Raw genomic sequence first — 21,371 nt, 5'->3', positions numbered from 1 at the left:
CGGTTGTTAGGAATGACATCGAAATATAGGCCGAATTATCAGGCAATGTCTGCTTTTTCCGTTTGGTGACATGGATCGCTCTTCGGGGGGTGAGAGCAAATTTTGGTGAGACGTAGCAATGGGAGCCGCAGTTGACCGAATCGATCCTGCTCCGCAAGACCCTCACCGAAGCGGTCGCGGAGCTTGGCGGCGCCAGACGCCTGTCCGTGGTCGAGGTCGCCCCGGATGGCGTCACCGTGTTCGACCTGCACCGTGACGAGACGGGGACACCGCGTGGCCATGGGAGGCCGGTGGTCCGCTGGGCCGATCCCGTGGACGGGCCGTCCTGGGACGACCCCGGAGCGTCCGGGGACAGGGAGACCGTCCTGGAGGCCGTGAACGTGTCCGCGGACACCACGGTCGTGCTGGTCGGCTCGTCTCCGGGAAGCCCGCGGGCCGACGAGGCGATGGAGTTGCTGAGAGCCGCTCACCCGAAGGCGTTCGCCTTCACCCGGGCCGGCATGCCGGTCGGCAGGCTGCTCCGCGAGATCGTCGCCGACGAGCCGCTGCGCCGGTCGTACGAACTCGTCGTGCTGAGACGCCATCCGGTGACCAACAGGCTCGAACTCACCTGCACGCCGCTGTTCGAGATCGAGGCGCGGCGCGGCACCTCCTTCACCTTCACCGTCCGCTGCGAACCGAGCGACGAGTGGGGTACGGCGTTCGCGGTCGTGGCGTGGCAGGATCGGCGGCCGGCACTGCTGTCCGTCCACACGGCGAAGGTTCAGCCGGGACGCTACGAGATCACCGCCGAGCTTGAGCGGCCGGGCCTGGTCCGGTTCTCCGGCCTGCCGGGTCTCGCCAGAGGCGACCGGAGCTGGGCCGAGTGGGTCGCCGCCGTGCCGTACCGGCTCGATCCGTCCGCCGGGCCCGCCCACCTGATCTGCGCCGTCGAGACCAGCGGGACGGCCGCACGGGTGCTCGAGCGGTTCAGGCGGATCGGCCAGATGATCACAGCGATGTCCGGCGGGCTCGACGACCGGCTCCAGGTGTCGCTGATCGCCTACGGCACACACTCCTACCAGCGCAACGTCCCCGAGGAGCCCGTGGACGTCGCGGGCTGGCAGGTCTCCACCGAGCACGCCCGGCACTCCCTTGAACGTCTTGAGGAGCGGGTCAGGCAGCGCGAGGCCGAGGACCGGGGGTATGCCGACGCGGCGATGGTCGAGGACATGCTGGCCGAGGTGGCGCGTCGCCTCCCCTCCTCCTCCCAGGGGCGGACGGCGCTGCTCACGGTCGGCGACCGACCCCCGCACCCTCCCCGGGTGCACCGTTCGCACATCCTGCCCTGCCCGCGACGGTTCGACTGGGAGCAGGAGGTGCGCAGGCTCGAACAACACCCCGACCTGGTGTTCGGGGCGATCTGCGACCGGCCTCCCGGGCGGGCCGACCCCGTCTGGTCTCGCCTGGGCCGAGCCGGGCTGGTCCATCTGGACGGCGCCGTTGACGTCCATGGGCTGGGCGCAGACCTCGGCCTGACGGCGTCACAGGTCCAGCCGATCCCCTTCCCCCTGCTCGAGGTGCCATGAGCGAGACGTCAGCGAACAGATGGAACACCACCGCGAACCCCGATCCCGGGCAATCAGCGCGCACCAATCACAACATCGCCATCTGGGGCGCCCCCGGCAGCGGAAAGACCACTTTTCTCGCCGCCCTCAACATCGCCCTCATCCTCAAGGACGGACCGTGGAGGCTCATCGGAGCCGATGGTCCCTCGACCGACTTCCTCATCGAGATGACCGCCGCGCTCTCCCAGGACCAGTGCTTCCCGCAGGCGACCAGCACCCTGGGCCGCTACCGCTGGTTCCTGAGCGAGAAGCCCGAGCTGCAGCCCAGGCGCTGGGGCCGCAAACGGAAGGAGGCCCGCGCCTGGAAGATCGGGATCGACGTGCTGGACGCGCCGGGCCGCTCCTACCACTCCAAGCGCACGGGACGCGGTACCGAGCGGGAGGACCTGCTCGACAGCCTGGCCGCGAGCAGGGGCATCGTCTTCCTCTTCGACCCGGTCCGCGAGTTCAAGGACGGGGACGCCTTCGTCCACCTGCACGGCGTGCTGGCCGACCTCGCCCGGCGGATGCTCGCGACGGGTGAGTACGCCGACGACACGCTCCCGCACCACCTCGCCGTCTGCGTCACCAAGTTCGACGAGCTGCAGGTGCTGCAGACCGCGCAGAAGCTGAGCCTGCTGAGCCCGGACCCCGAGGACCCCCACCGCTTCCCCCGCGTCGCGGACGAGGACGCGGAGGAGCTGTTCCAGATGCTGTCCACCGTGTCGGCCAGCGGCAACGCGGGGATGGTGCTGCCCACGCTCAAGCAGTACTTCCGGTCGGACCGGATCAAGTTCTTCGTGACCTCGTCGATCGGTTTCTACCTGGACCCGATGAAGGGGCACTTCGATCCGGACGACCACCAGAACCTGATCAGCGCCTACCAGATCCGCGGGCAGGCCCGTCCCATCAACGTGATGGAGCCGATGCTCTGGCTCGGGCGGCAGCTGTCCGCGGAGGGGGACGACAGAGGAGCCCGCCGATGAGCAGGAAGGTGAGGCTCGCGGCGGAGTGGGCTCTGTGGGGCAAGCGGCCCGACGCGCGCGACGATTACAAGGTGCTCGCCTGCAGCGACGGAATGCTGGGCGGCGACGACTTCGGCGAGATCATGACCCGCTACGCCCCGGGAACCCCGGCGGACCTGCCTCAGGTGACGGTCAGCTGGGTCGGCGGCGACACCAGGGCGCATCTGGGCCTGGCCGTCCAGGAGTGGTCGGACCGGCGCGACGGGATGGGCAGGCCCATCGCGGGCACCCGCTACTTCTGCGTCCCCTACGGCCAGGCCGCGGCCGGTCCGGTGTCCTACGAGGCGCTCTACAACGCCTTCAAGGACCACTCGCTGCCGGTGAACGGCCCGCTCAGCGTGGAGGTTCCCACGCTCGACCTCGAGGCGATCCTGGCCAGGGCCGACGGGGCGGCGGTGAGCGCGGCGGCGCTGCTGCTGACCGACCGGCACGTCTGCGTCGTCAGGGGCGAGTCCGTCTCGATGCTCGAACGGCTGCGCTTCCTGGACGTGGTCGCCGCGCTCCTGCCGTACGGCCTGAGGGCGAAGCTGGCGGCCTCGACGTGGACCGACAGCTCCGCGAAGCACCGGATCAGGCTCTCCTTCGCCAAACACCCCCAGGAGGGGGCGTACTCCGTCGCCTGGGGAGGCGGGGACGGCGCCACCGACGGACACGACATCGCCGCCCGCTATATGGATCTGCTGGCCCGTCACCCCCTGGAGAAGGTCATGGCCAGGTTCGCCGGGAAAACCGAGCCGCTGTTGTTCAAGGACGCCCAGCACCAGGTTCTGGCGCTCCTCGACGAGCCCAGCAGCACGATGCCGATGCCGGTCCAGTTGCGCCCTCTCATGCAGGCCAGGGCCGGTGACCTGCTGAACACCTGCGCGGACCTTCTCGAGCAGAGGCGGTACGACGAGCTCGAAGGGCTGCTGACGAGACTCCACAACCTCGCCCGCAGGCTCGCCGACGACGAGCGGCGCCGCTGCCAGGAGATCATCAAGGTGGAGCGGCTGCTGTGCGAGCATCGAGGCCTGCCGAAGAGGCTGGAAGACTTCTACGACGTCATCCTGGCCGTCGGCTACGGCCCGCAGCTCACGGCCGAGGGGGTCCGGCGGATCAGCGAGGACGCGGACACGCTGAGCGGGACACTGGTCGGCGCCATGCTGCGCATGCCCCCCGCCGAGCCCGGCGTCGTGCTGAAGCTGGTGCAGCTGTGCCCCGACGAAGGGCAGCGAGCCCGCGCGCTCCAGGCGATGGACACCAAGGACCTGGTCAAGGTGGTTGCCGGAGAACCGTTCGACCCGCCGACCGTGCACCTCGTCTGCAACGAGCTCATCGCCAGGGGAGGCGGCGGGGCGGAGGACACCGCGATGGCCACCGCGCTGCACGAGCACGGCTACCTCGCCGCCGCGATCGAGGCCGTCCATCAGGACGACGGGGACACCAAACTGGCCTGGTTCACGAAGCTGCTGGTCGCGGCCTACGGGCAGCCGTTCGAACGCGCGGCGTTCAAGGAGGTTCTCGGCCACCCCGTCCTGCCGCAGTCGGCGGCGCTCGCCGCGGCCGCGGTGAGACTGTACGGCCCGGGGGCGAGAGACGTCGTGGTGGACGGCTTCTGCGAGTTCCTCGGCCGCGCCCGGCTCACCACCAAGACCCTCAACCAGGTGGTCGAGCAGCTCCTGCCGCCCGCGCAGCCGAACCTTCCGCCCGAAAGGCCTCCGGCGGTCCTGGGCGCGGCCCCGTCGCCGCGCGGGCGAAAAGGCCCTCGTTTCGGCAGGCCCCAAGGCCCTCGTTTCGGCAGGCCCCAGCCACTCGCCCCCGGGCACCGGCGCCCCGAGGGGCTGCTTTACTTCTGGGTGATCCTGGCCGGGAGCGCGACCGTCGTCTTCGTGGTCGTCGTTCTCGTCATCCTCGGGTTCCGGTGAGATCCGTTGACCGTGCGACTGGCCGCCGAATGGGCGCTGTGGGGCAGGCAACCGGGCACCAGGGACGGGGAGAGGGTCCTGGCCTGCAGCGACGGAATGCTGGGCGGCAACGACTTCAGCGAGATCATAACCCGTTACGCGCCGGGGACCCCCACCGAGCTGCCCCAGGTGACGACCAGCTGGTTCGGCGGCGACATCAGGGCGCATCTGGGCCTGGCCGTCCAGGAGTGGTCCGACGAGCGGGACGGGATGGGCAGGCCCATCGCGATCACACGCTACTTCTGCGTGCCCTACGCGCAGGCCGCAGAAGGGCCGGTGTCCTGCCAGGGGCTCTACCGGGCCTTCAGCGACCGCCCGCTGCCCGTCGAAGGCCCGCTCCTCGTGGACGTGCCGGTGCTGGCTCCCGGGGCGATCGCCGAGGCCGTCGACGAGACCGTCATGGACGCGGCGGCGCTGCTGCTGACCGGGCAGCCCGTCTGCGTCGTGAACGGGGAGGAGACCTCGCTGCTCGATCGCCTGCTGTTCTTCGACGCGGTCGCGGCGCTGCTGCCGTACGGCTTCAGATCCAAGCTGACCGCCTCGACCTGGACGAACAGCGCCGCACGACACCGGATCAGGTTGTCGTTCGCCAGGCACGCGCCGGTGGGCGCACATTCGATCTCCTGGGGTCGTGGGACGGAGATCCCCGAAGGGCAGGACGTCGCCCGTGCCTACCACGACGCGCTCATGGGCTGTGATCGGCTCACCGAGCTGATAGCGCGGTTCGCCCGGGACATCCGGCCGCGATCCATGACGGTGGAGAACCTCTCCACGGTCCTTCCCCTGCTCGGCGAGTTCGGCCTCGCCCCCGAGACGCTCGAGTCGTCCGGACCCGAGAGGCAGCCGGTGTCCGCCGGCGACGTGCTGACCGCGTGCGCCGACGGCCTCGAACGCGGGCGGCTCGACATGCTCCCGAACCACCTGGTCCAGCTCAACGTCCTGGCGGCGCGGGCGCGTGAGGGGGACGAGCAGGAGCGCCACCGGCAGATCATCGGCAGCCGCAGACTGCTGGTGCCGGACCACGCGCTGGACCAGACGATTCAGGAACGTCTCTACGACGCGCTGCTGAGCCTGGCCTACGGGCCCAAGCTCACCGTCGACGGCCTCGACCGGATCGTCCGCGACGCGGGGCGCAGGGTCCCGCCGCCGCTGGTGGCCGCCCTGTGCCGGATGACGGCCGCCGAATCCGCCGTCACGATACGGCTCACCCGGTATCTCGGCATGGCGGAGCGGGCGTCTCTCCTCGGGGCGCTGCGGCCCCGGGATCTGGTCGACGCCGCGGCCAGGGAGCCCGTCGATCCACTGACCGTTCAGATCGTCTGCGCCGAGCTGGCGGGGCGAGGCGGCGACGAGGCAGGGCGCGGGGCCGTCCGCGCCGCGCTGCGACGGCGCGGGCAGCTCGTCGGCGCGATCCAGCAGCTCCATCCCGGAGATCCGGAGAGCCAGGTCCGGCGGCATCACGCCCTGCTGGTCGCGGCCTACGGCCCGGTGCTCGACGACCAGGCGCTGCAGGAGATGCTGTCTCCGGGACTCCCCCCGCCGCCGCTGCTCGCGGCGCTGGTCCTGGCGTGCGCGCCGACCGCCCGATCCCTCCTCATGGAGGGGGTGCTCCTGGCGGTTCTCGACCAGGCCGGGATCACCCGTGAGGCCCTCGACAGCGTCATGAGGGAGATCGGCGAGTCCGCGCAGGACACGTCCGGCGACGTCCGGCCGGAACAGCCGAGGACCGCCGCCGCCCGCCGCTCCGGACTGCTGAACCGCGGTCGCAGGAAGGGTCCGGACGGCCGGTGAGCGCCGGCCGCCCGGGGGAGGCGGCTCACGAACCAAGGCGGGCTTCTCACGCGTCGACTCGGGCGGTGCGCCGTCGCGGTGACTCGGGCGGTTCGCCGTTGCCGTACGGCGGTGCGAAACCGAGCACGAGGGGCATGGATCGCGGCACCAAAGGATCCGGCGCACCCGGTGACGTACGTCTTCGTCGGTGACATGGGGGACGGGCGTGCGCGCTACTTCCACAGCAGCAGGGCCGTTCCCCGAGTGGAGGCGAGCTCGTGAGGGGCGGGCGCGCGAGGGCAGGACGGGCGGCGGGCCGTACCGGGCTTCCTCCGTGGGGAGCGTTCCTGCTCCGTCGTCTGGCCCAGCTCGCCGTCTCGCTGGGAGTCCTGGTCACCGCCGCGTTCGCCATGATCCATCTGGTGCCGGGAGACCCCGTGCGGGCGAGCCTGGGGGTTCGCGCCTCGGCGAGGCTGATCGCCGACCGCAGACACAGCCTCGGCCTCGACCAGCCGCTGCCGGTCCAGTTCGGCCGGTTCCTGCGTGGAATCGTGCAGGGCGACCTGGGGCAGTCCATCACCCTGCAGATGCCCGTCTCCACCATCCTGGGCGACAGGCTCCAGCCGACCCTCCTGCTGGCGGTCCTGGCGTTCACGGTGATCGCCGTGGTCGCGCTGCCGCTGGGCCTGGGCATCGCCGTACTCACGGAGAACGGCAGACGGCGCCCGGCCGAGGTCACGTTCAACGCGATCACCGGCGGGCTCGCCGCGTTGCCGGACTTCCTGCTGGCGGTTGGCCTGGTGTGGGTGTTCGCGGTGACCTTGCAGGCGCTGCCGATCGCGGGCCGCTCCGGTCCCGAGTCCTACATCCTGCCGGTGGCCTCGCTGTCCGTCGGGGCGGTCGCGGGACTGGCCAGGGTGGTGCGGGTCGAGGCGTCGAAGGTGCTCGGCGAGGATTACATGCGCACCGTTCGCCTCAAACGGCTGCCCGCCCGGCTGCTGTACCTGCGCCATGCCCTGCCGAACCTGCTGACGTCCTCGCTGACCCTCAGCGGTCTGCTGCTCAGCTCCCTCATCGCGGGCACCGTGCTGGTGGAGAACATCTTCGCCTGGCCAGGCCTGGGCACCACGATCGTCGACTCCATCACCGCCAGGGATTACCCGCTGGTCACCGAAGGGCGATGTCACCCCCGTCAGGGATCTCAGTCTCACCGTCGCGCCCGGCGAGACCATCGGCGTGGTGGGAGAGTCGGGTAGCGGTAAGAGCCTCACGGCGCTCGCACTGGCGGGGCTGGTCTCCGCACCGGGCGAGATGCGGGCACGGGTGCTGGAGTTCGACGGCCACGACCTGCGCAAACCACCGGACCGCGCGCTGGCGCGGGTGCTGGGCATCTCGCTGGCGATGGTCTTCCAGAACCCCATGACCTCGCTCAACCCTGCGCTCAGGGTCGGCCGTCAGCTCGCCGAGGTGGCCGAGACACATCTGGGCGCCTCCCGCGCGCAGGCCAGGGCCCGCGCCGTCGACCGGTTGCGCGCGGTCAGGATCCCCGACCCCGAACACCGGGCGGACCAGCACCCGCACGAGTTCTCCGGCGGAATGCGGCAGCGCGCGATGATCGGACTCGGCCTGATGGGCAATCCCAAGCTGCTGATCGCCGACGAGCCGACCACCGCCCTCGACGTCACGGTGCAGAGCCAGGTCCTCGACCTGTTGCGCGAGGCGACCGAGAAGTCGGGGCCGGCCGTCCCGCGTACGGCGTCGGCGGCCTGGCCAGGTCCAGAGCCGACGCCGACCGGGCGTTGCGGGTGCTGTGCACGGCACGGTCGGATCGCCGGGTGGCCGCGGTCGAGGACGTCCGGGTCGAGGCGTTGCTGCTCGAACTCGGTGATCTGCTGGAGGCCGCGGAGGACGAGTGGATCGGTGCGGTCGGGCTGCTCCTGGAGTACGACGCCGAGCACCAGACTCAGCTCGCCGAGACCCTGCGGGTGTGGCTGGACAACTTCGGCGACACCGTACGGGCCGCCACGACCGTGCACGTGCACCCCAACACGTTCCGCTACCGGCTGCGGCGGCTCGCCGAGATCGCGGGCCTCGACCTCGAGGACGCGGACGAGCGGTTCGCGGCGATGCTCCAGCTCAGGCTGATGAGCCTGCGCGGCGCCATGGCCCGGTAGCCGCGGCGGACAGGGGGACGGGACGGTCCTCAACGTGAGGCTTACCTTCTTTCCGAGCGGGTCACGGCATGGCGTCGGGCCCGCCGGTGAGCAGGGAGATCCACCGGGTGTGCAGCCGCTCGATCAGGTCGCGGTCGAAGGGGGAACGGTAGGTCACCTCGACCAGACCCTCCTCCCCGATCGGGATGACGTCGAAGAACAGCCCGTACTTCGCGTGCCCCGCCTGCGGGGCGGCGATCTCGACCTCCAGGTCCGGCCAGGAGAGCTCCGTCAGCGCCGGGTTGAGGTCGAACACCACCTCGACCGCGGAGTCCGGCTGTTCGGGGGCGCCCAGCAGCCTGATCAGCTGTCCCTGGATCCGGTCCCGGTACTGGTCGAACGACTCGCCCGCGGAGCTGGCGACGGTCGCGACGTCGAGGAAGTGACCGACGAACGCGTGCTCCTCCGGGGTCGCCCTGCGGTCGACATGGACGCCGACGGCCAGCTCAGCCCGCCCGGTGACCTGGTGCAGCGCGTGGCCGAACGCGCTGAAGGCCAGCATGAACGGGGTGCACCCCATGTGTTTCGCGCGGTCGGCGACCGCGCTCCACAGGCCGGCCGGCAGGTGGGAGGTGTGACGTGAGGCGGGTTCGAAGTCGACGGCGGCGACCGGTGCCGGGCGCGGAGCCGTACCGTCGTGGACGAGGTCGCGCAGCCTGCCAGGCACGGGGGTGACGACGGAAGGGAGCGGGGCGCCCTTCACCGCCCGCGCGTAGGCGTCGGTGAGATCCGCCAGGATGAGCGCGGCGGACACACCGTCCATCACGAGATGGTGCGCGCACAGGACGAGCGTGTGCAGGCCGGGCCCGCGTTCGAGCAGGGCGGCACGGAACAGGGGGCCGTGGTCGAGCGGGAACGGGGCGTCCATCCACAGGCGGAAGTCGTCACCTTCGACGACGGGGATGTCCAGCGGGGCGTCCTGGTCGCACCGCAGCAGCGTCCCCTCCCCGGCCACCGTGGCCCGCAGCGCCGGGTGGCGGCGCCAGACCGACCTGACCGCCGAGGCGAGGGCCGTCCTGTCGAGCGGGCCGCGCAGGTGGAGCAGCACGCTCTCGTGGTAGGCGGTCCACTCGGGGCCGTGGTCGCGCTGTAGTTGCCACAGGTGCCGTTGCTGCGGGGTCGTGGACCATTCGAGCGGTTCCCTCCTGGGCAGGAACCCGGCGGACCTCAGCCTGCCGACGCCCTGCCCGACCGCGTCCACGAGCTCCTCCACGTCGCGGTCCGTGTGGGCGGTCGACAGGAAGAACGTCCGGCCCTCCCACACGTAGATCCCGTCGGACAGCAGGCTCTGGTACAGCATCTCCAGCTGCAGCGGCTGGTAGAAGTTGGACGCGCCGCGGTACTCGACGCGCCACAGCGAGCCGAACGAGGCGATCGTGTACGGCAGCTCCTCGGCGCGGATGATCTCGGCGAGCGCGTCCGTGACCCGCTTGGCCCGGCCGTTCAGCTCCTCGTACAGGGCGGGTCCCTGGCTTTCGAGGTGGTCGAGCACCGCGCGCGCCGCGCTGACCGAGAGCGGATGCTTCTGGAAGGTCCCGCCGAACAGGGTGGTCGCCGCGGTCGGCGCGCTGTCGTCGCCGTAGCCCCAGGTGCCGCCGTCCATGCCGTCCATGAGGTCGGCGCGGCCCGCGATCGCCGCGATCGGCAGGCCGCCACCGATGATCTTGCCGTAGGTGGCGAGGTCGGGGGTGACGCCGAAGTAGCCCATCGCGCCCCGCAGGCCGATGCGGAAACCGGTGATCATCTCGTCGAAGATCAGCACGATGCCGCGCTCGGCCGTGAGCCGTCGCAGCGCGGACAGGAACGCCGCGGGCTGCACGGACGGGTTGCGGTTCTGCACGGGTTCGACGATGACCGCGGCGACGTCATCCGCCACATGCCTCAGATAGTCCAGCGCCTCGTCCTCGCCGTACGGCAGCACGATCGCCTCGTCAACCGCGCCGGGGGACAGGCCGGGCGCGATGGGCGAGGAACGGCCGGGTTCCATGCCCCCGCGGGCCAGGACCGCGTCGACCAGCCCGTGGTAGGACTTCTCGAAGTAGGCGATTCTCCGGCGTCCCGTGGCCAGCCGCGCCAGCCGGACCGCGCCCATCACGGCCTCGGAGCCGGTGTTGCAGAACGTGACCCGGTCGTGGCCGGTGACGCGGCAGAACTGGTCGGCCAGCTCGTAGCTCTGCCTGAGCTGGTAGCCGAGGGAGTAGGTTCGGTCGAGCTGGCGCCGCACCGCCTCGGTCACGAAGGCGGGGTTGTGGCCGAACAGCTGGACACCGAAGCCCATGCAGTAGTCCGTGTACGCGTTGCCCGCCTCGTCCCAGATCCGGGCGCCCTGTGCTCGTTCGGCAACGATGGGGACGAGCAGTTCCTTCAGCTCCGGCCTGAAGTTCGCCCACGGACGGCTCTCGGCCAGGCGCGGCCTGTACAGGCCCGCCAGTTTTTTCGCGGAGTCGTCGCGCGCGTTCATCCGCGCCACGAGCTCGTTCACGTAGCGCTGCTGGTCCTCGGTGAGCCGGTTGGCGCGCTGCCGGTTGACGGGCTTGGGAGCCGGCTTCTGACGCTGTGCTCGTGCGCCGCCGTCGCCATTGGCGCCGCTGCCCTCGGTGGTGCTCCCATTGCGGCTTTCGCGGTCCTCATGGGCCTGAAACCCGCTCGGGCGCAGGCCGTTCACCCGAGGGGGTACGGCGTCGGCGCCGCGGTTTCCGGTGGGGGCGGCGACACCGGAGGCGCTGTCCGCCGGGCCGAAGGCGACGCCGCCCGGACTGAGCACGCGCAGTTGCTCCCGCATGAGGGCGAGCTGCTCCGCGATGACCCGGGCCACCGCCGTGTCCACCGCCGTGTCCACCGCCGTGTCCACCGCCTCCGCGCCGGTGGCCGTCGGCGGTCCGGCCACACCTGAGCCGGTCGTCGCCCGCGACCAGGCCGTTCCCGGCGTGGTCGCCGCCGGTGGGCCGGCCGTCGCCGACGCCTCGACCACCCCCGGCCCCTGGGAGCCGGTCGTCACCGCCGCGACCGCCACCGCCGTCGTCGCGGGCGCCTCCGCCTCGATGGCGGCCGCGAGCGCCCGCACGGTCGGATACTCGTCGAAGAGCGTCGTCGGCTGGAACGAGGTCCCGTAGTGCTCGTTGAGCTGGGAGACCAGTTTCAGCAGCACCAGACTGTCGGCGCCGAGGTCGAGGAACCTCGCGTGATCGGAGATCTCGGCGGCGCTCAGCTTGAGGTGGCCGGCGAGGAGCGTCCTGATCGTTGTGACGATGTCGTTCCTCATGCCGTTTTCCTTAGTGATCGCCCAGTGCCGGGTCCGCTGCCAGGGATAGGTGGGGAGGTCGGGGACGAACGCGCCGCCGGGATAGACGGCGGCCCAGTCCAGCTCCGCTCCCGCGCGGTAGAGCTCGACGAGCGTGGACACGGTGCCGCTGTCACGGTGCCCCTGTACGACGCGGACCGCGCCGCCGCGCCGCTGTGCGGTCTTGACGATCCCCGAGACGTGGATCGGTTTCGGGCCGATCTCCAGGAAGGTGCCGAACCCCATCTCCAGGAGTCCCTCGATCGCCTCCTGGAAGCGGACCGGCCCGGTGATGCCCTCCGCCCAGTAGTCCGCGTCGAGCCGGATGCCGCCGGTGATCGCGCCGAGGACGGTCGAGCAGAACAGCGCCGCCCCGCCCTGGGCCGTCGGTTCGATCGGCGCCGCCCGCATCGCCTCGGCGGCGGGGCGCATGTGCGGGCTGTGGAAGGCGTACTCGCCGGGGAGCGGCGAGCAGGCGAACCCGGCCCGCCCGAGTGCTTCCGTCACGGTGCTGAGGGCCGGGTCGGCACCGGAGACGACGAAGGTGTCCGGGCCGTTGTGCGCGGCGACGACGACACCCCCCTCCAGGTACGGCGCCGCCTCGGCCACGGGGCCGATGACGGCGACCATCCGGCCACACCTGTGGACCAGGCGCATCGAGGAACCCCTGGCGGCGGTCAGCTTCGCCGCCGACTCCAGGTCGAGCAGCCCGGCCGCGTAGGCGGCGGCCGTCTCCCCGGCGCTGTGCCCGACGACGGCGGCGGGGACGACCCCGAGGGAGCGCCACAGGTCGCACACCCCGGCCTGGAAGGTGAACAGCATCGCCTGTGCCACGTCGGTGTGCGGCGGGACCGGCCCGTCACCACTCAGCAGGGCACGCACGGACACGCCGAGCGCCTGCCGGAAGACGGGCTCGCACCGCGCGACGACCTCGGAGAAGGGCGCCTCGTCCAGCAGGTGGCGGGCCATGCCGGGGTACTGGGCGCCCTGCCCGGAGAACACCAGGACGGGGTCGTGCCACGGCGTGCCGTCGTCCGAGGCGCCGGGAAGGTCTCTGAGGTCTCTGAGATCGCGGAGGAGCTGTCGCCTGTCCCGCACGACGACGGCGGTCCGGTGCCGGTGGTGCGCCCGCCGTACCGCCGCGCTGTGGCACAGGTCGGCGAGGGACACCTCGTCGTGGGCCTCGACGAAGTCGGCGTAGCGCCCCGCCAGGGCGCGCAGGGCGGCCACGCTCCGCGCGGACAGCGGCAGGACGGGCGACTCACGGAGGGAGGCGAGGGCGGAGACGGGGGCAGCGGCGAAGGCGGAGGCGGGGGCGGAGACGGGGCCGGTCAGGTCGGTGGGGACAGGGTCGGTGGGGACAGGGGCGGCAGGGACAGGAGCGGCGGGCCGGGTACGGGCGGGCCGGGCCGCGGAGACGATGACGTGCGCGTTGGTTCCGCCGAAGCCGAAGGAGCTCACCGCACCGGTCAGCGGCTCCGCCGCCGTCCAGGGAAGCGCCCGCGTGACCACCCGCATCTTCGTGCCCTCAAGGCGGAGCCGGGGGTTCGGCGGGGTCGCGTACAGCGAGGCGGGCAGGTGACCGTGCCGCAGGCACAGGATCAGCTTGGCCAGCCCCGCTATCCCGGCCGCCGCCTCGGCGTGCCCGATGTTGGACTTCACCGAGCCGACGTGACAGACGCCTTCGTCCCGCCTGCCGTATGTGCGGACCAGCGCGCCCATCTCGATCGGGTCGCCGAGCGCCGTGCCCGAGCCGTGGGCCTCGACATAGGAGACCGCGTCCGCGCGCAGCCCCGCGTCCGCCAGCGCGCTGCGGATGACGGCCTCCTGCGCGGGCCCGTTGGGCGCGGTGAGCCCGTTGCTCCGGCCGTCCTGGTTGACCGCGGAGCCCCTGATGACGGCCAGGATCTCGTCGCCGTCGCGCTCGGCCGCCTCCAGTGGTTTGAGCAGCAGCAGGGCACAGCCGTCCGAGCGGACGAAGCCGTCGCCGTCCGCCCCGAAGGAGCGGCAGCGGCCGTCCTTCGCCATCATCCCGAACCGGGACAGTGAGACCCAGTTCTCCGGTCCCAGCACGACGTTGGCCGCTCCGGCGAGCGCGACCGCGCAGGAACCGCGCCGCAGGCTCTGCACGGCCATGTCGACGGCCACCAGCCCCGACGAGCAGGCGGTGTCGACCGCGACACTGGGCCCGTGCATGTCCCAGGCGTACGAGATGCGGTTGGCGGCGATCGACAGGGCCTGCCCCGTGCTGAAGTACGGGCCGATGGCCGACAGGTCGCCGCCCATGGCGCGGCCGTAGTCGCTGCCGCTGATGCCGACGAAGACCCCGCAGTCGCGGACCAGGTCGTGCGAGGGCGGCAGCCCGGCACGTTCCATCGCCTCGTAGGCGACCTCGAGCAGCATGCGCTGCTGGGGGTCCATGTGCTCGGCCTCCGCGGGGGACAGCCCGAAGAAGGCGGCGTCGAACTCCTCGATCCCGTCGACGCAGCCCGCCCACCGGCTGCTGATCTTTCCCGGCTCCGCAGGGTCAGCCGAGTACAGCCGATCGACGGGCCAGCGGCTCCGCGGTACCTCCCCGATGGCGTCGACCTCGTCGACGAGGAGTCTCCACAGCTCCTCGGGCGAGGTGACGCCACCGGGGAAGCGGCAGGCCATCGCGACGACGGCGATCTCCGTCATCGCGATTCCAGGGCCTTCGCCAGGTCCGAGATCGTCGGGTAGTCGAAGACCATCGACGACGGCACCGGCGTGCCGAGCAGGCGCTCGAGCTCACCGGCCAGCTCATGGGCGCCTTTGGAGTCGAGGCCGTAGTCGGCGAAGGGCACATGGTCGTCGAGCTGCGAGACCGGCACGCCGATGATCCTGCCGAGCATGAAACGGAGCATCGGCTTCGCCGCGGCGGCGCTGACCTGCACCGGAACCCTCACCTTCTCCGTTCGGTAGCGCACGCGCAGCTCGCCGGAGGCCAGCCTGCGGCCGCACTCGTTCCTGCGCACCTTGCCGCTGGAGGTCTTCGGCACGCTTCCCGGCTGGACCAGGGCGATCACGTCGAGCTTGAGCTGGAACGTCTCGGAGATCGCCCGCTGGATCGTGGTGGCCGTCTCCGCCAGCGCCTCCTCGGTCTGCTGGCCCCGGACCTCGCACACCAGGCCGACCGACTCGCCGTCCTGGAACGCAGCCAGGCAGCCAGGGCGGATCTGCGGGTCCGCCCTCTCCGCCACCTGCTCCAGGTCGACGGGGTGGTAGTTCTGGCCGCGGACGATGATCACGTCCTTGAGCCTGCCGGTGATGTACAGCTCGCCCTCGTGGAAGAAGCCGAGGTCACCGGTGTACAGCTCGGTCATCCTGTCCGGGTCGCCGTGGAAACCCCTGGCGACGCCCCAGCCGGTCACCCTGATCTCGCCGACGGCGTCCTCGGGCAGCTGCTCGCGGGTGTCCCGCGTGACGACGGCCACGTTTATCCCGGGTATCGGGCGGCCGCACGACACGAGTGTCCGCCCGGTCGCCGACGGCTTGACGATCCCCTCGCCGAGCGCGTCCCGGTCCGCGACGAGCCTGCCGGGCGTCTCGTGGAGCGGGGGAGTCGTCACCGCGAGCGTGCACTCGGCCAGCCCGTACGACGGGCGCATCGCCGCGGGGCGGAAGCCGTACGGGGCGAAGGCCTCGGTGAACCGGTCGATGGTCTCGGCGCGCACGGGCTCCGCGCCGTTGATCGCCACCCGCCAGGTGTCGAGGCGCAGCCCGGCCCTTCTGGCCTCGGGGATCCGCCGCAGGCACAGGTCGTAGGCGAAGTCGGGGGCGGCGGAGTGGGTGCCGCCGTAATCGGAGATCGCCCGCAGCCAGCGCTCCGGATCGCGCACGAAGGCGTGCGGCGACATCGTCACGATGCGGCTGCCGCGCAGCAGCGGGACCAGGACGCCCAGCACCAGGCCGAGGTCGTGGAAGACGGGCGCCCAGTTCACCAGCACCGAGTCCGAGTCCAGCCCGAGCGCCGCGCCGAAGTAGTCGACCTCGTCCAGCACGTTGCCGTGCGTGATCTCGATGCCGCGCGGCGACCCGGTCGAGCCCGAGGTGTACTGGAGGTAGGCGACGTCCTCCCGTCGCGCCACACCTCTGCGGATGAGGCCCTCCCGGCCCTGGCCCGGGTGGTCGAGCCACCTCACGCCCGCCAGGCGCGGGCTCAGCGCGACCACGTCCGCGACGGCGACCTGCCGCCCGGCGGTCGCCGCAGTGATCCCGGCGTCCTCGACGATCCGGGCGAGGCGCTCGGCGGCCCGGTGGTACGGGATCTGGGGCTCGGGCGCGGGGACGGGTACGGCACCGGCCAGCAGACAGCCGAAGAACTCGACGATGAAGTCGATGCCCGTGTTGTGGAGCAACATAACGTGCTGCCCGGGGTGTACGGCCGTGCTCAGCGTGGCCGCGAACGCGACGGCCAGGCGATGGAGCTCGCCGAAGGTCGCCTCGGAACGCAGCGGCCGGTTCCCGCCGTCGAAGTTGAGATGGGTGATCGCCAAGCTGTCCGGCCTGAGCCGCGCCTGGTGCGCGATGGCCTCCTCGATGAGCTGCACGGGCTCAGATCCGTTCGCGCAGGCTGCGGGGGCGCATGTCGGTCCACACCTTCTCTATGTGGGCCAGGCACTCCTCCTCCGAGCCTCGACGCTGGGCATCGGTCCAGCCGGCCGGGATCTCGGGGTCGGCGGGCCAGATCGAATACTGTTCTTCGTCGTTCACCACGACGATGTAGGTCATCGAAGCTCCTTGCGATAGTTGGAGTACGGCTGGCCGACCATGGCGTGCACGGCCCGGAGGTAGGAGTCCGCGTAGTCCGCGGCGACCGTGTGCGGCAGCTTTGACGCCGGGTAGTCGGCGATCAGCAGCGCCCGGTCGGACGCCGGGTCCTGCACGAACCCGACGCTGAGCGTGAAGTGGTTGGGCTCGTAGCGCATCGTGGGGGCGCACCCGATGCGTTCGTCGTCGATCCGGACGCCGGCGAGTGCGTGGAACCGGTTGAAGCCGAAGTTGGCGTCCAGGTTCCAGTTGCTCATGTGACGGGCGAGCGCGGCGAACGGCACCCGTCTGTGGGGCATGATCGACGTCTCCTGCCGGTGCACCTGCCGTACCAGGTCGATCCAGGTCCCGCCGTCGAGACGGACGGCGAAGGGGACCGTGTTGAGGAACAGGCCGAGCGCCTCCGCGCCCGCCTCCTCCTCGACCCTGCCGTTGACGCCGAGGCCGGTGACGACCTCGGTCCGTCCGGTCACCCGGCTCAACGCGACCAGATGGGCGGCCAGCGCGACGCTCTTCATACCCGCCCCCGCAGCCGCGCCGAGCCGTGCCATCGCCCGGGACAGCTCGTTCGTCACCTCACGGTCGATGCTGTGCGCCGTGGTCGCCGTCGTGCCGAGACCCGTGAACAGGGTGCCGTCCAGGGAGGTCAGCCGTTCCTTCCAGAAGGCGCGCGACTCCGCGGAGGCGGAGGCGGCGCGTTCGAGCGCGACGAACTGGCTGAACCGCGACTCGGGCGGTGGCGCCTGCGGAGTCTCCGGGTGTTCCCGCAGCAGGGCGTGCCGGTTGAGGATCTCGGCGACCAGGGAGGTGAAGCTCCAGCCGTCGAGGATCGCGTGGTGCTCGGTGAGCGTGAGCTGGAAGGCGTTCGGGGAGAGCCGCTGGGCCGTCACCCGGAACAGCGGAGCCGTACCCAGGGCGAACGGCGTCGACCACTCCCGCTCGACCAGCTCGGTGATCGCCGCCTGCTGGTCGGCCCCGTCCAGGTCCTCGATCGTCAGCGGCGAGGGCGCCGAGCGATGGACGAGCTGCACGGGCTCGCCGAAGGAGACCAGGTCGAAGGAGGTCCGCAGCACCGGGTGACGCTCGACGGCCTCGGCGACGACCCGCCTGAGCGCCTCCTCGTCCAGCGCCGCCGCGACCCGGTAGCTGTTGACGTTGTGGTACGGCCGCCGCTCCGGCTCCAGCTCCATGTGGTAGACCATCGCGAGCTGCATGGAGGTCATCGGGTAGGCGTCCACGACGTCACCGAGAGCCGACGCCCGCTCCCGGTCGCCCGCGCCGAGCAGCGCGAACGGCTCAAGCCGCGGCCCCTCCTCGGCCCGCGTCACCCGGGTTGCGGCCGAGGAGACCGTGGGGTGGGCGAACAGCACGTCGAGGGGCAGCGCGTATCCCGCCCGCCTCAGCCGTCCCGCGACCTGGATGCTGCGCACCGAGTCGCCGCCCAGCTCGAAGAAGTTGTCGTCCCTGCCGACCCACTCCAGTTTCAGCACCTCGGAGAGGGCGTCCGCGAGCGCCTGCTCGACGGGGCCCCGCGGGGGGTCGTAGGCCCTCTCCTCGCGTCCCGCCTCCGGCAGGGCCCGGCGGTCGACCTTCCCGTTCGCGGTCAGTGGGATCCGATCGAGGAAGACGATCGCCGACGGCACCATGTACTCGGGCAGCCTGTCCGCGAGGTGGGCGCGCAGTTCGGCGGTTCGCGGTCGCTCGGCGCCGGGGACGACGTAGGCGACCAGCCGCCCCTCGTCGACCACGACCACGCAGGACCGGACCCCGGGATGGTCGGCGAGGACCTGGTGGATCTCGCCGGGCTCGATGCGGAAACCGCGGATTTTGACCTGGTCGTCGATCCTGCCGAGATACTCCAGATTGCCGTCCGGCAGCCAGCGGACCAGGTCGCCGCTGCGGTACCGTCTCGCGCCCGGGACGGCGGGGTCGGGCAGGAAGCGCTGGGCGGTGAGCCCGGGACGGCCGACGTAGCCGCGGGTCACCCCGAATCCGCCGACGAACAGCTCGCCGGGCACCCCGACGGGTACGGCACGGCCGTGCCGGTCGAGCACCTCGACGGACAGGTGGGGCAGGGGTCGTCCGATCACGCTGCGGCCGAAGGGCGTCTCCGGGGTGATGTCGTAGGCGGTGACGTGGACCGTGGTCTCCGTGATGCCGTACATGTTGCACAGCCGGGCCTGCGGCGCGGCCCCCGTGGCGAACCATCGCCTGACGTGGTGTGGCTGTAGCGCCTCACCCCCGAAGACGACGAGCCGGAGGTCGCGGAAGGCACGCGGCGTCTCCTCGACCAGGCCGACGAGCTGGCCGAAGGCGGAGGGCGTCTGGCTGAGGCAGGTGACCCGCTCCTGCTGGAGCAGGAGGGCGAAGTCCTCGGGCGACCTGGCGATCTCCTTCGGCACCACCACGAGCCGCCCGCCGTACAGCAGCGCTCCCCACATCTCCCACACGGAGAAGTCGAAGGTGTAGGAGTGGAAGAGCGTCCACACGTCGTCCGGGCCAGGGCCGAAACGTTCCTCGGTCGCGGCGAACAGCTCCGCCACGTTCGCGTGCGTGACCAGCACGCCCTTCGGACGTCCGGTCGACCCCGAGGTGTAGATGACGTACGCGGTCGAGCCGGGGGCGACGGCCAGCCCGAGGTTGCCGGAGGGGTGCGCGGCGATCGCCATCTCCTCGTCCAGCAGGCCGACCGTGACGCCCTCCCCAACCCGGTCGGCCACGACCACCTGGACACCCGCGTCCGCGAGGACGAACGCGACGCGGTCCCGCGGGGTCTCGGGCGCGATCGGCACGTAGGCGGCGCCCGCCTTCAGGACCGCCAGCACGGCCTCGACCTGGCGGGGTGTGCGTTCGAGCAGCAGCCCGACCCGGTCTCCCGGCCGTACCCCGCGGGCCCGCAGATGGCGGGCGAGGCGGTTGGCCCGCGTGTTGAGCTCCTCGTAGGTGACCTCGACCGCGGTCCGCTCGCGGTGCAGGGCGGCGACGGCCTCGAAGCGTTCGTGCAGGCAGGTGTTCTCCTCCTGGCTGACGGGGGCGGCCATCCGGGTGAGGTCCCGCTCCTCGTCGCTCAGCAGGGGCAACTCGGAGACGGCCGTGCGCGGCGCCTCGGCCGCCGCCGCCAGCAGGGTCCGCCAGTGCCCCGCCATCCGCTCGATCGTCGTGGCGTCGAACAGGCCCGTGTTGTACTCGATCTCTGCCCGCAGGTGGCGCCCGTCGTCGAAGACCGACAACAGCAGGTCGAACTTCGCGGTGTCCGTCGTGAGGACGCGCGGCACCCCGGTCGCGTCGCCCAGCCGTAGGGGGCCCGTGTCGTGCGCGCTGTGCGCGCCGAAGGCGACGTTCATCAGCGGCCGGTCGGCGATCATGTCGAGCGGCGCCCTGTGATGGTCGAGGTCCTCCATGACGTCACGGCCGACCGCAGCCAGCAGCTCGTGGAAGCTCTCGCCGCCGTCGACCCGCGTGCGCAGTGGCAGCATGGTGACGAAGTACCCGATCAGCTCCTCAAGCTCGATCCGGTCCCTGCCCGCGACCGGAGAGGCGATCACGAGGTCGTCCTGGCCGGTGTACCGGTGCAGCAGCACCGCGAACGCGGCGAACAGGACGACGAACGGGGTGACCTCCTCGGTCATGGCCAGCGCGCGCACCCGCTCGCTCACCTCCCGCGGGAGGTCGAACGCGTGTGTCGCCCCCGCCGTCGACCGCACCGGAGGCCGGGGCCTGTCGGTGTGCAGCGCCACCCGCTCCGGTGCACCCGCGAGCCGCCGCTGCCAGTAGTCGAGGTCCTCCCGCGGATCCTGCTCCCGCTGCCACGCCGCGTAGTCCGTGTACTGGACCGCGGGCGCGGGCAGCTTGGGCGTGCGGCCCTCGGACCGTGCCGTGTACAGCACGGCCAGCTCGTGTTCGAAGACCGGCAGCGACAGCCCGTCGCAGGCGATGTGGTGGAAGACGACGAGCAGGACGCACGCGTCGGGTGCCCACCGCAGCAGCCGCGCCCGCACCGGCAGGTCGCGTTCCAGGTCGAACGGGCGGCGCGCCTCCACACGGACCAGGTCCTCGACCGCCTCCGACGGGCACTCGACCAGCGCCATGTCGATCGCGATGCTGGCCCTGACCACCTGGTACGGCTCCGCGACCGAGGTCGTGAACACCGTGCGCAGGATGTCGTGCCGCCCCACGATCGTCTCCAGGCACTCCCTGAGCAGCCCGGCGTCCACCTGCCCTTCGAGCCGTAGCACCCAGGGGATGTTGTGGAGGGCGGTGCCCGGGGTCAGCCGGTCGAGGAACCACAGGGCGCGCTGGCCGTACGAGAGCGGCGCGGTCTCCAGGTTCCCCCGCTTGAGCGGCTGCCAGCGATGCTCGACGGTCGTCATGTCAGCCCTCCTCGACTGTCAGATCCGCCACGGCCGCCGCCCACTCCTGGTCGTCGAGCTCGGGCAGCGCGGCGACCGCCGCGGCGCGGCGCAGCACGGCGTCCGGCGAGGGTGCCTTCTCCAGGAGCACCTCTGCCTGTTCGGCGACGGTGCGGGCGGTGAAGAACACACGCGGCGGCAGGTCTATCCGGAGGGCGACGGCGATGCGCGCCTTCACCTTGGCTATCGCGAACGAGTGCGCCCCGAGCTCGAACACGTCCGCGTCGGTGCCGACGGAGGGAAGACCGAGCACCCGTCCCCATATGTGGGTGAGGGTGTGGTGGAGGGGGGTGGCGGGGTGGCCGGTCGTGGGTGTGGCGGCCGTGGTGGGCAGGGGGGTGCAGGTGTGGGGTG

Annotated in this window: 11 protein-coding genes and 1 pseudogene; 7 read left to right on the top strand and 5 right to left on the bottom strand. The window is 71.5% G+C overall.

Annotated features, from left to right (window positions below):
- The first annotated feature begins 131 nt into the window (after positions 1 to 131).
- The 7 genes and pseudogenes from AB0395_RS27195 (at position 132) to AB0395_RS27165 (ending at position 8,498) form a co-directional block, all read left to right on the top strand.
- A complete protein-coding gene (locus tag AB0395_RS27195) occupies positions 132 to 1,568 on the top strand; it encodes a hypothetical protein (RefSeq protein ID WP_366285433.1) in 1,437 nt (478 codons plus the stop codon).
- A complete protein-coding gene (locus tag AB0395_RS27190) occupies positions 1,565 to 2,572 on the top strand; it encodes a hypothetical protein (protein WP_366285430.1) in 1,008 nt (335 codons plus the stop codon). Before AB0395_RS27195 ends, AB0395_RS27190 begins: the two co-directional genes overlap by 4 nt.
- Positions 2,569 to 4,515, top strand: a complete 1,947-nt coding sequence (locus AB0395_RS27185; protein WP_366285428.1) for a hypothetical protein — start codon at positions 2,569 to 2,571, stop codon at positions 4,513 to 4,515. The genes AB0395_RS27190 and AB0395_RS27185 overlap by 4 nt, the downstream gene beginning before the upstream one ends.
- 6 nt (positions 4,516 to 4,521) lie before the next feature.
- Positions 4,522 to 6,345, top strand: a complete 1,824-nt coding sequence (locus tag AB0395_RS27180; RefSeq protein ID WP_366285425.1) for a hypothetical protein — start codon at positions 4,522 to 4,524, stop codon at positions 6,343 to 6,345.
- A 257-nt stretch (positions 6,346 to 6,602) separates the two neighbouring features.
- Positions 6,603 to 7,580 carry an ABC transporter permease gene (locus AB0395_RS27175; protein WP_366285423.1) on the top strand — a complete coding sequence of 326 codons (978 nt, stop codon included), beginning with the start codon at positions 6,603 to 6,605 and terminating at the stop codon, positions 7,578 to 7,580.
- A pseudogene (locus AB0395_RS27170) lies at positions 7,561 to 7,935 on the top strand (ATP-binding cassette domain-containing protein); the annotation flags it as partial. The gene AB0395_RS27175 and the pseudogene AB0395_RS27170, both read left to right, overlap by 20 nt.
- Positions 7,936 to 8,159: 224 nt before the next feature.
- On the top strand, positions 8,160 to 8,498 hold the full coding sequence (locus AB0395_RS27165; protein WP_366285421.1) for a helix-turn-helix domain-containing protein: 339 nt from the start codon (positions 8,160 to 8,162) through the stop codon (positions 8,496 to 8,498).
- Between the two features lie 61 nt (positions 8,499 to 8,559).
- Here AB0395_RS27165 and AB0395_RS27160 read toward each other — a convergent pair whose 3' ends face one another.
- From AB0395_RS27160 to AB0395_RS27140, 5 genes are all read right to left on the bottom strand, one after another.
- Positions 8,560 to 14,496 carry an aminotransferase class III-fold pyridoxal phosphate-dependent enzyme gene (locus AB0395_RS27160; protein WP_366285419.1) on the bottom strand — a complete coding sequence of 1,979 codons (5,937 nt, stop codon included), beginning with the start codon at positions 14,494 to 14,496 and terminating at the stop codon, positions 8,560 to 8,562.
- The gene (locus AB0395_RS27155; RefSeq protein WP_366285417.1) at positions 14,493 to 16,388 is read right to left on the bottom strand and encodes an AMP-binding protein; all 1,896 of its coding nucleotides are present in this window, start codon (positions 16,386 to 16,388) and stop codon (positions 14,493 to 14,495) included. Before AB0395_RS27155 ends, AB0395_RS27160 begins: the two co-directional genes overlap by 4 nt.
- A 4-nt stretch (positions 16,389 to 16,392) precedes the next feature.
- On the bottom strand, positions 16,393 to 16,569 hold the full coding sequence (locus AB0395_RS27150; protein WP_366285414.1) for an MbtH family NRPS accessory protein: 177 nt from the start codon (positions 16,567 to 16,569) through the stop codon (positions 16,393 to 16,395).
- A complete protein-coding gene (locus tag AB0395_RS27145) occupies positions 16,566 to 20,978 on the bottom strand; it encodes an amino acid adenylation domain-containing protein (protein WP_366285411.1) in 4,413 nt (1,470 codons plus the stop codon). Before AB0395_RS27145 ends, AB0395_RS27150 begins: the two co-directional genes overlap by 4 nt.
- Position 20,979: 1 nt before the next feature.
- A partial coding sequence (locus tag AB0395_RS27140; RefSeq protein WP_366285408.1) for a phosphopantetheine-binding protein occupies positions 20,980 to 21,371 on the bottom strand: 392 nt, incomplete at its 5' end.

It is taken from the genome of Streptosporangium sp. NPDC051023, from assembly GCF_040689595.1.
Taxonomy (GTDB): Bacteria; Actinomycetota; Actinomycetes; order Streptosporangiales; family Streptosporangiaceae; genus Streptosporangium.
Note: the sequence above shows the minus strand (reverse complement) of the source record. Positions and strands in the feature narration are given on the sequence as shown.

Bases quoted from the DNA above. Each gene is read 5' to 3' on its own strand.
- AB0395_RS27190 (WP_366285430.1), top strand. From the start codon at position 1,565: ATGAGCGAGACGTCAGCGAACAGATGGAACACCACCGCGAACCCCGAT.
- AB0395_RS27185 (WP_366285428.1), top strand. From the start codon at position 2,569: ATGAGCAGGAAGGTGAGGCTCGCGGCGGAGTGGGCTCTGTGGGGCAAG.
- AB0395_RS27160 (WP_366285419.1), bottom strand. From the start codon at position 14,496: ATGACGGAGATCGCCGTCGTCGCGATGGCCTGCCGCTTCCCCGGTGGC.
- AB0395_RS27150 (WP_366285414.1), bottom strand. From the start codon at position 16,569: ATGACCTACATCGTCGTGGTGAACGACGAAGAACAGTATTCGATCTGG.
- AB0395_RS27145 (WP_366285411.1), bottom strand. From the start codon at position 20,978: ATGACGACCGTCGAGCATCGCTGGCAGCCGCTCAAGCGGGGGAACCTG.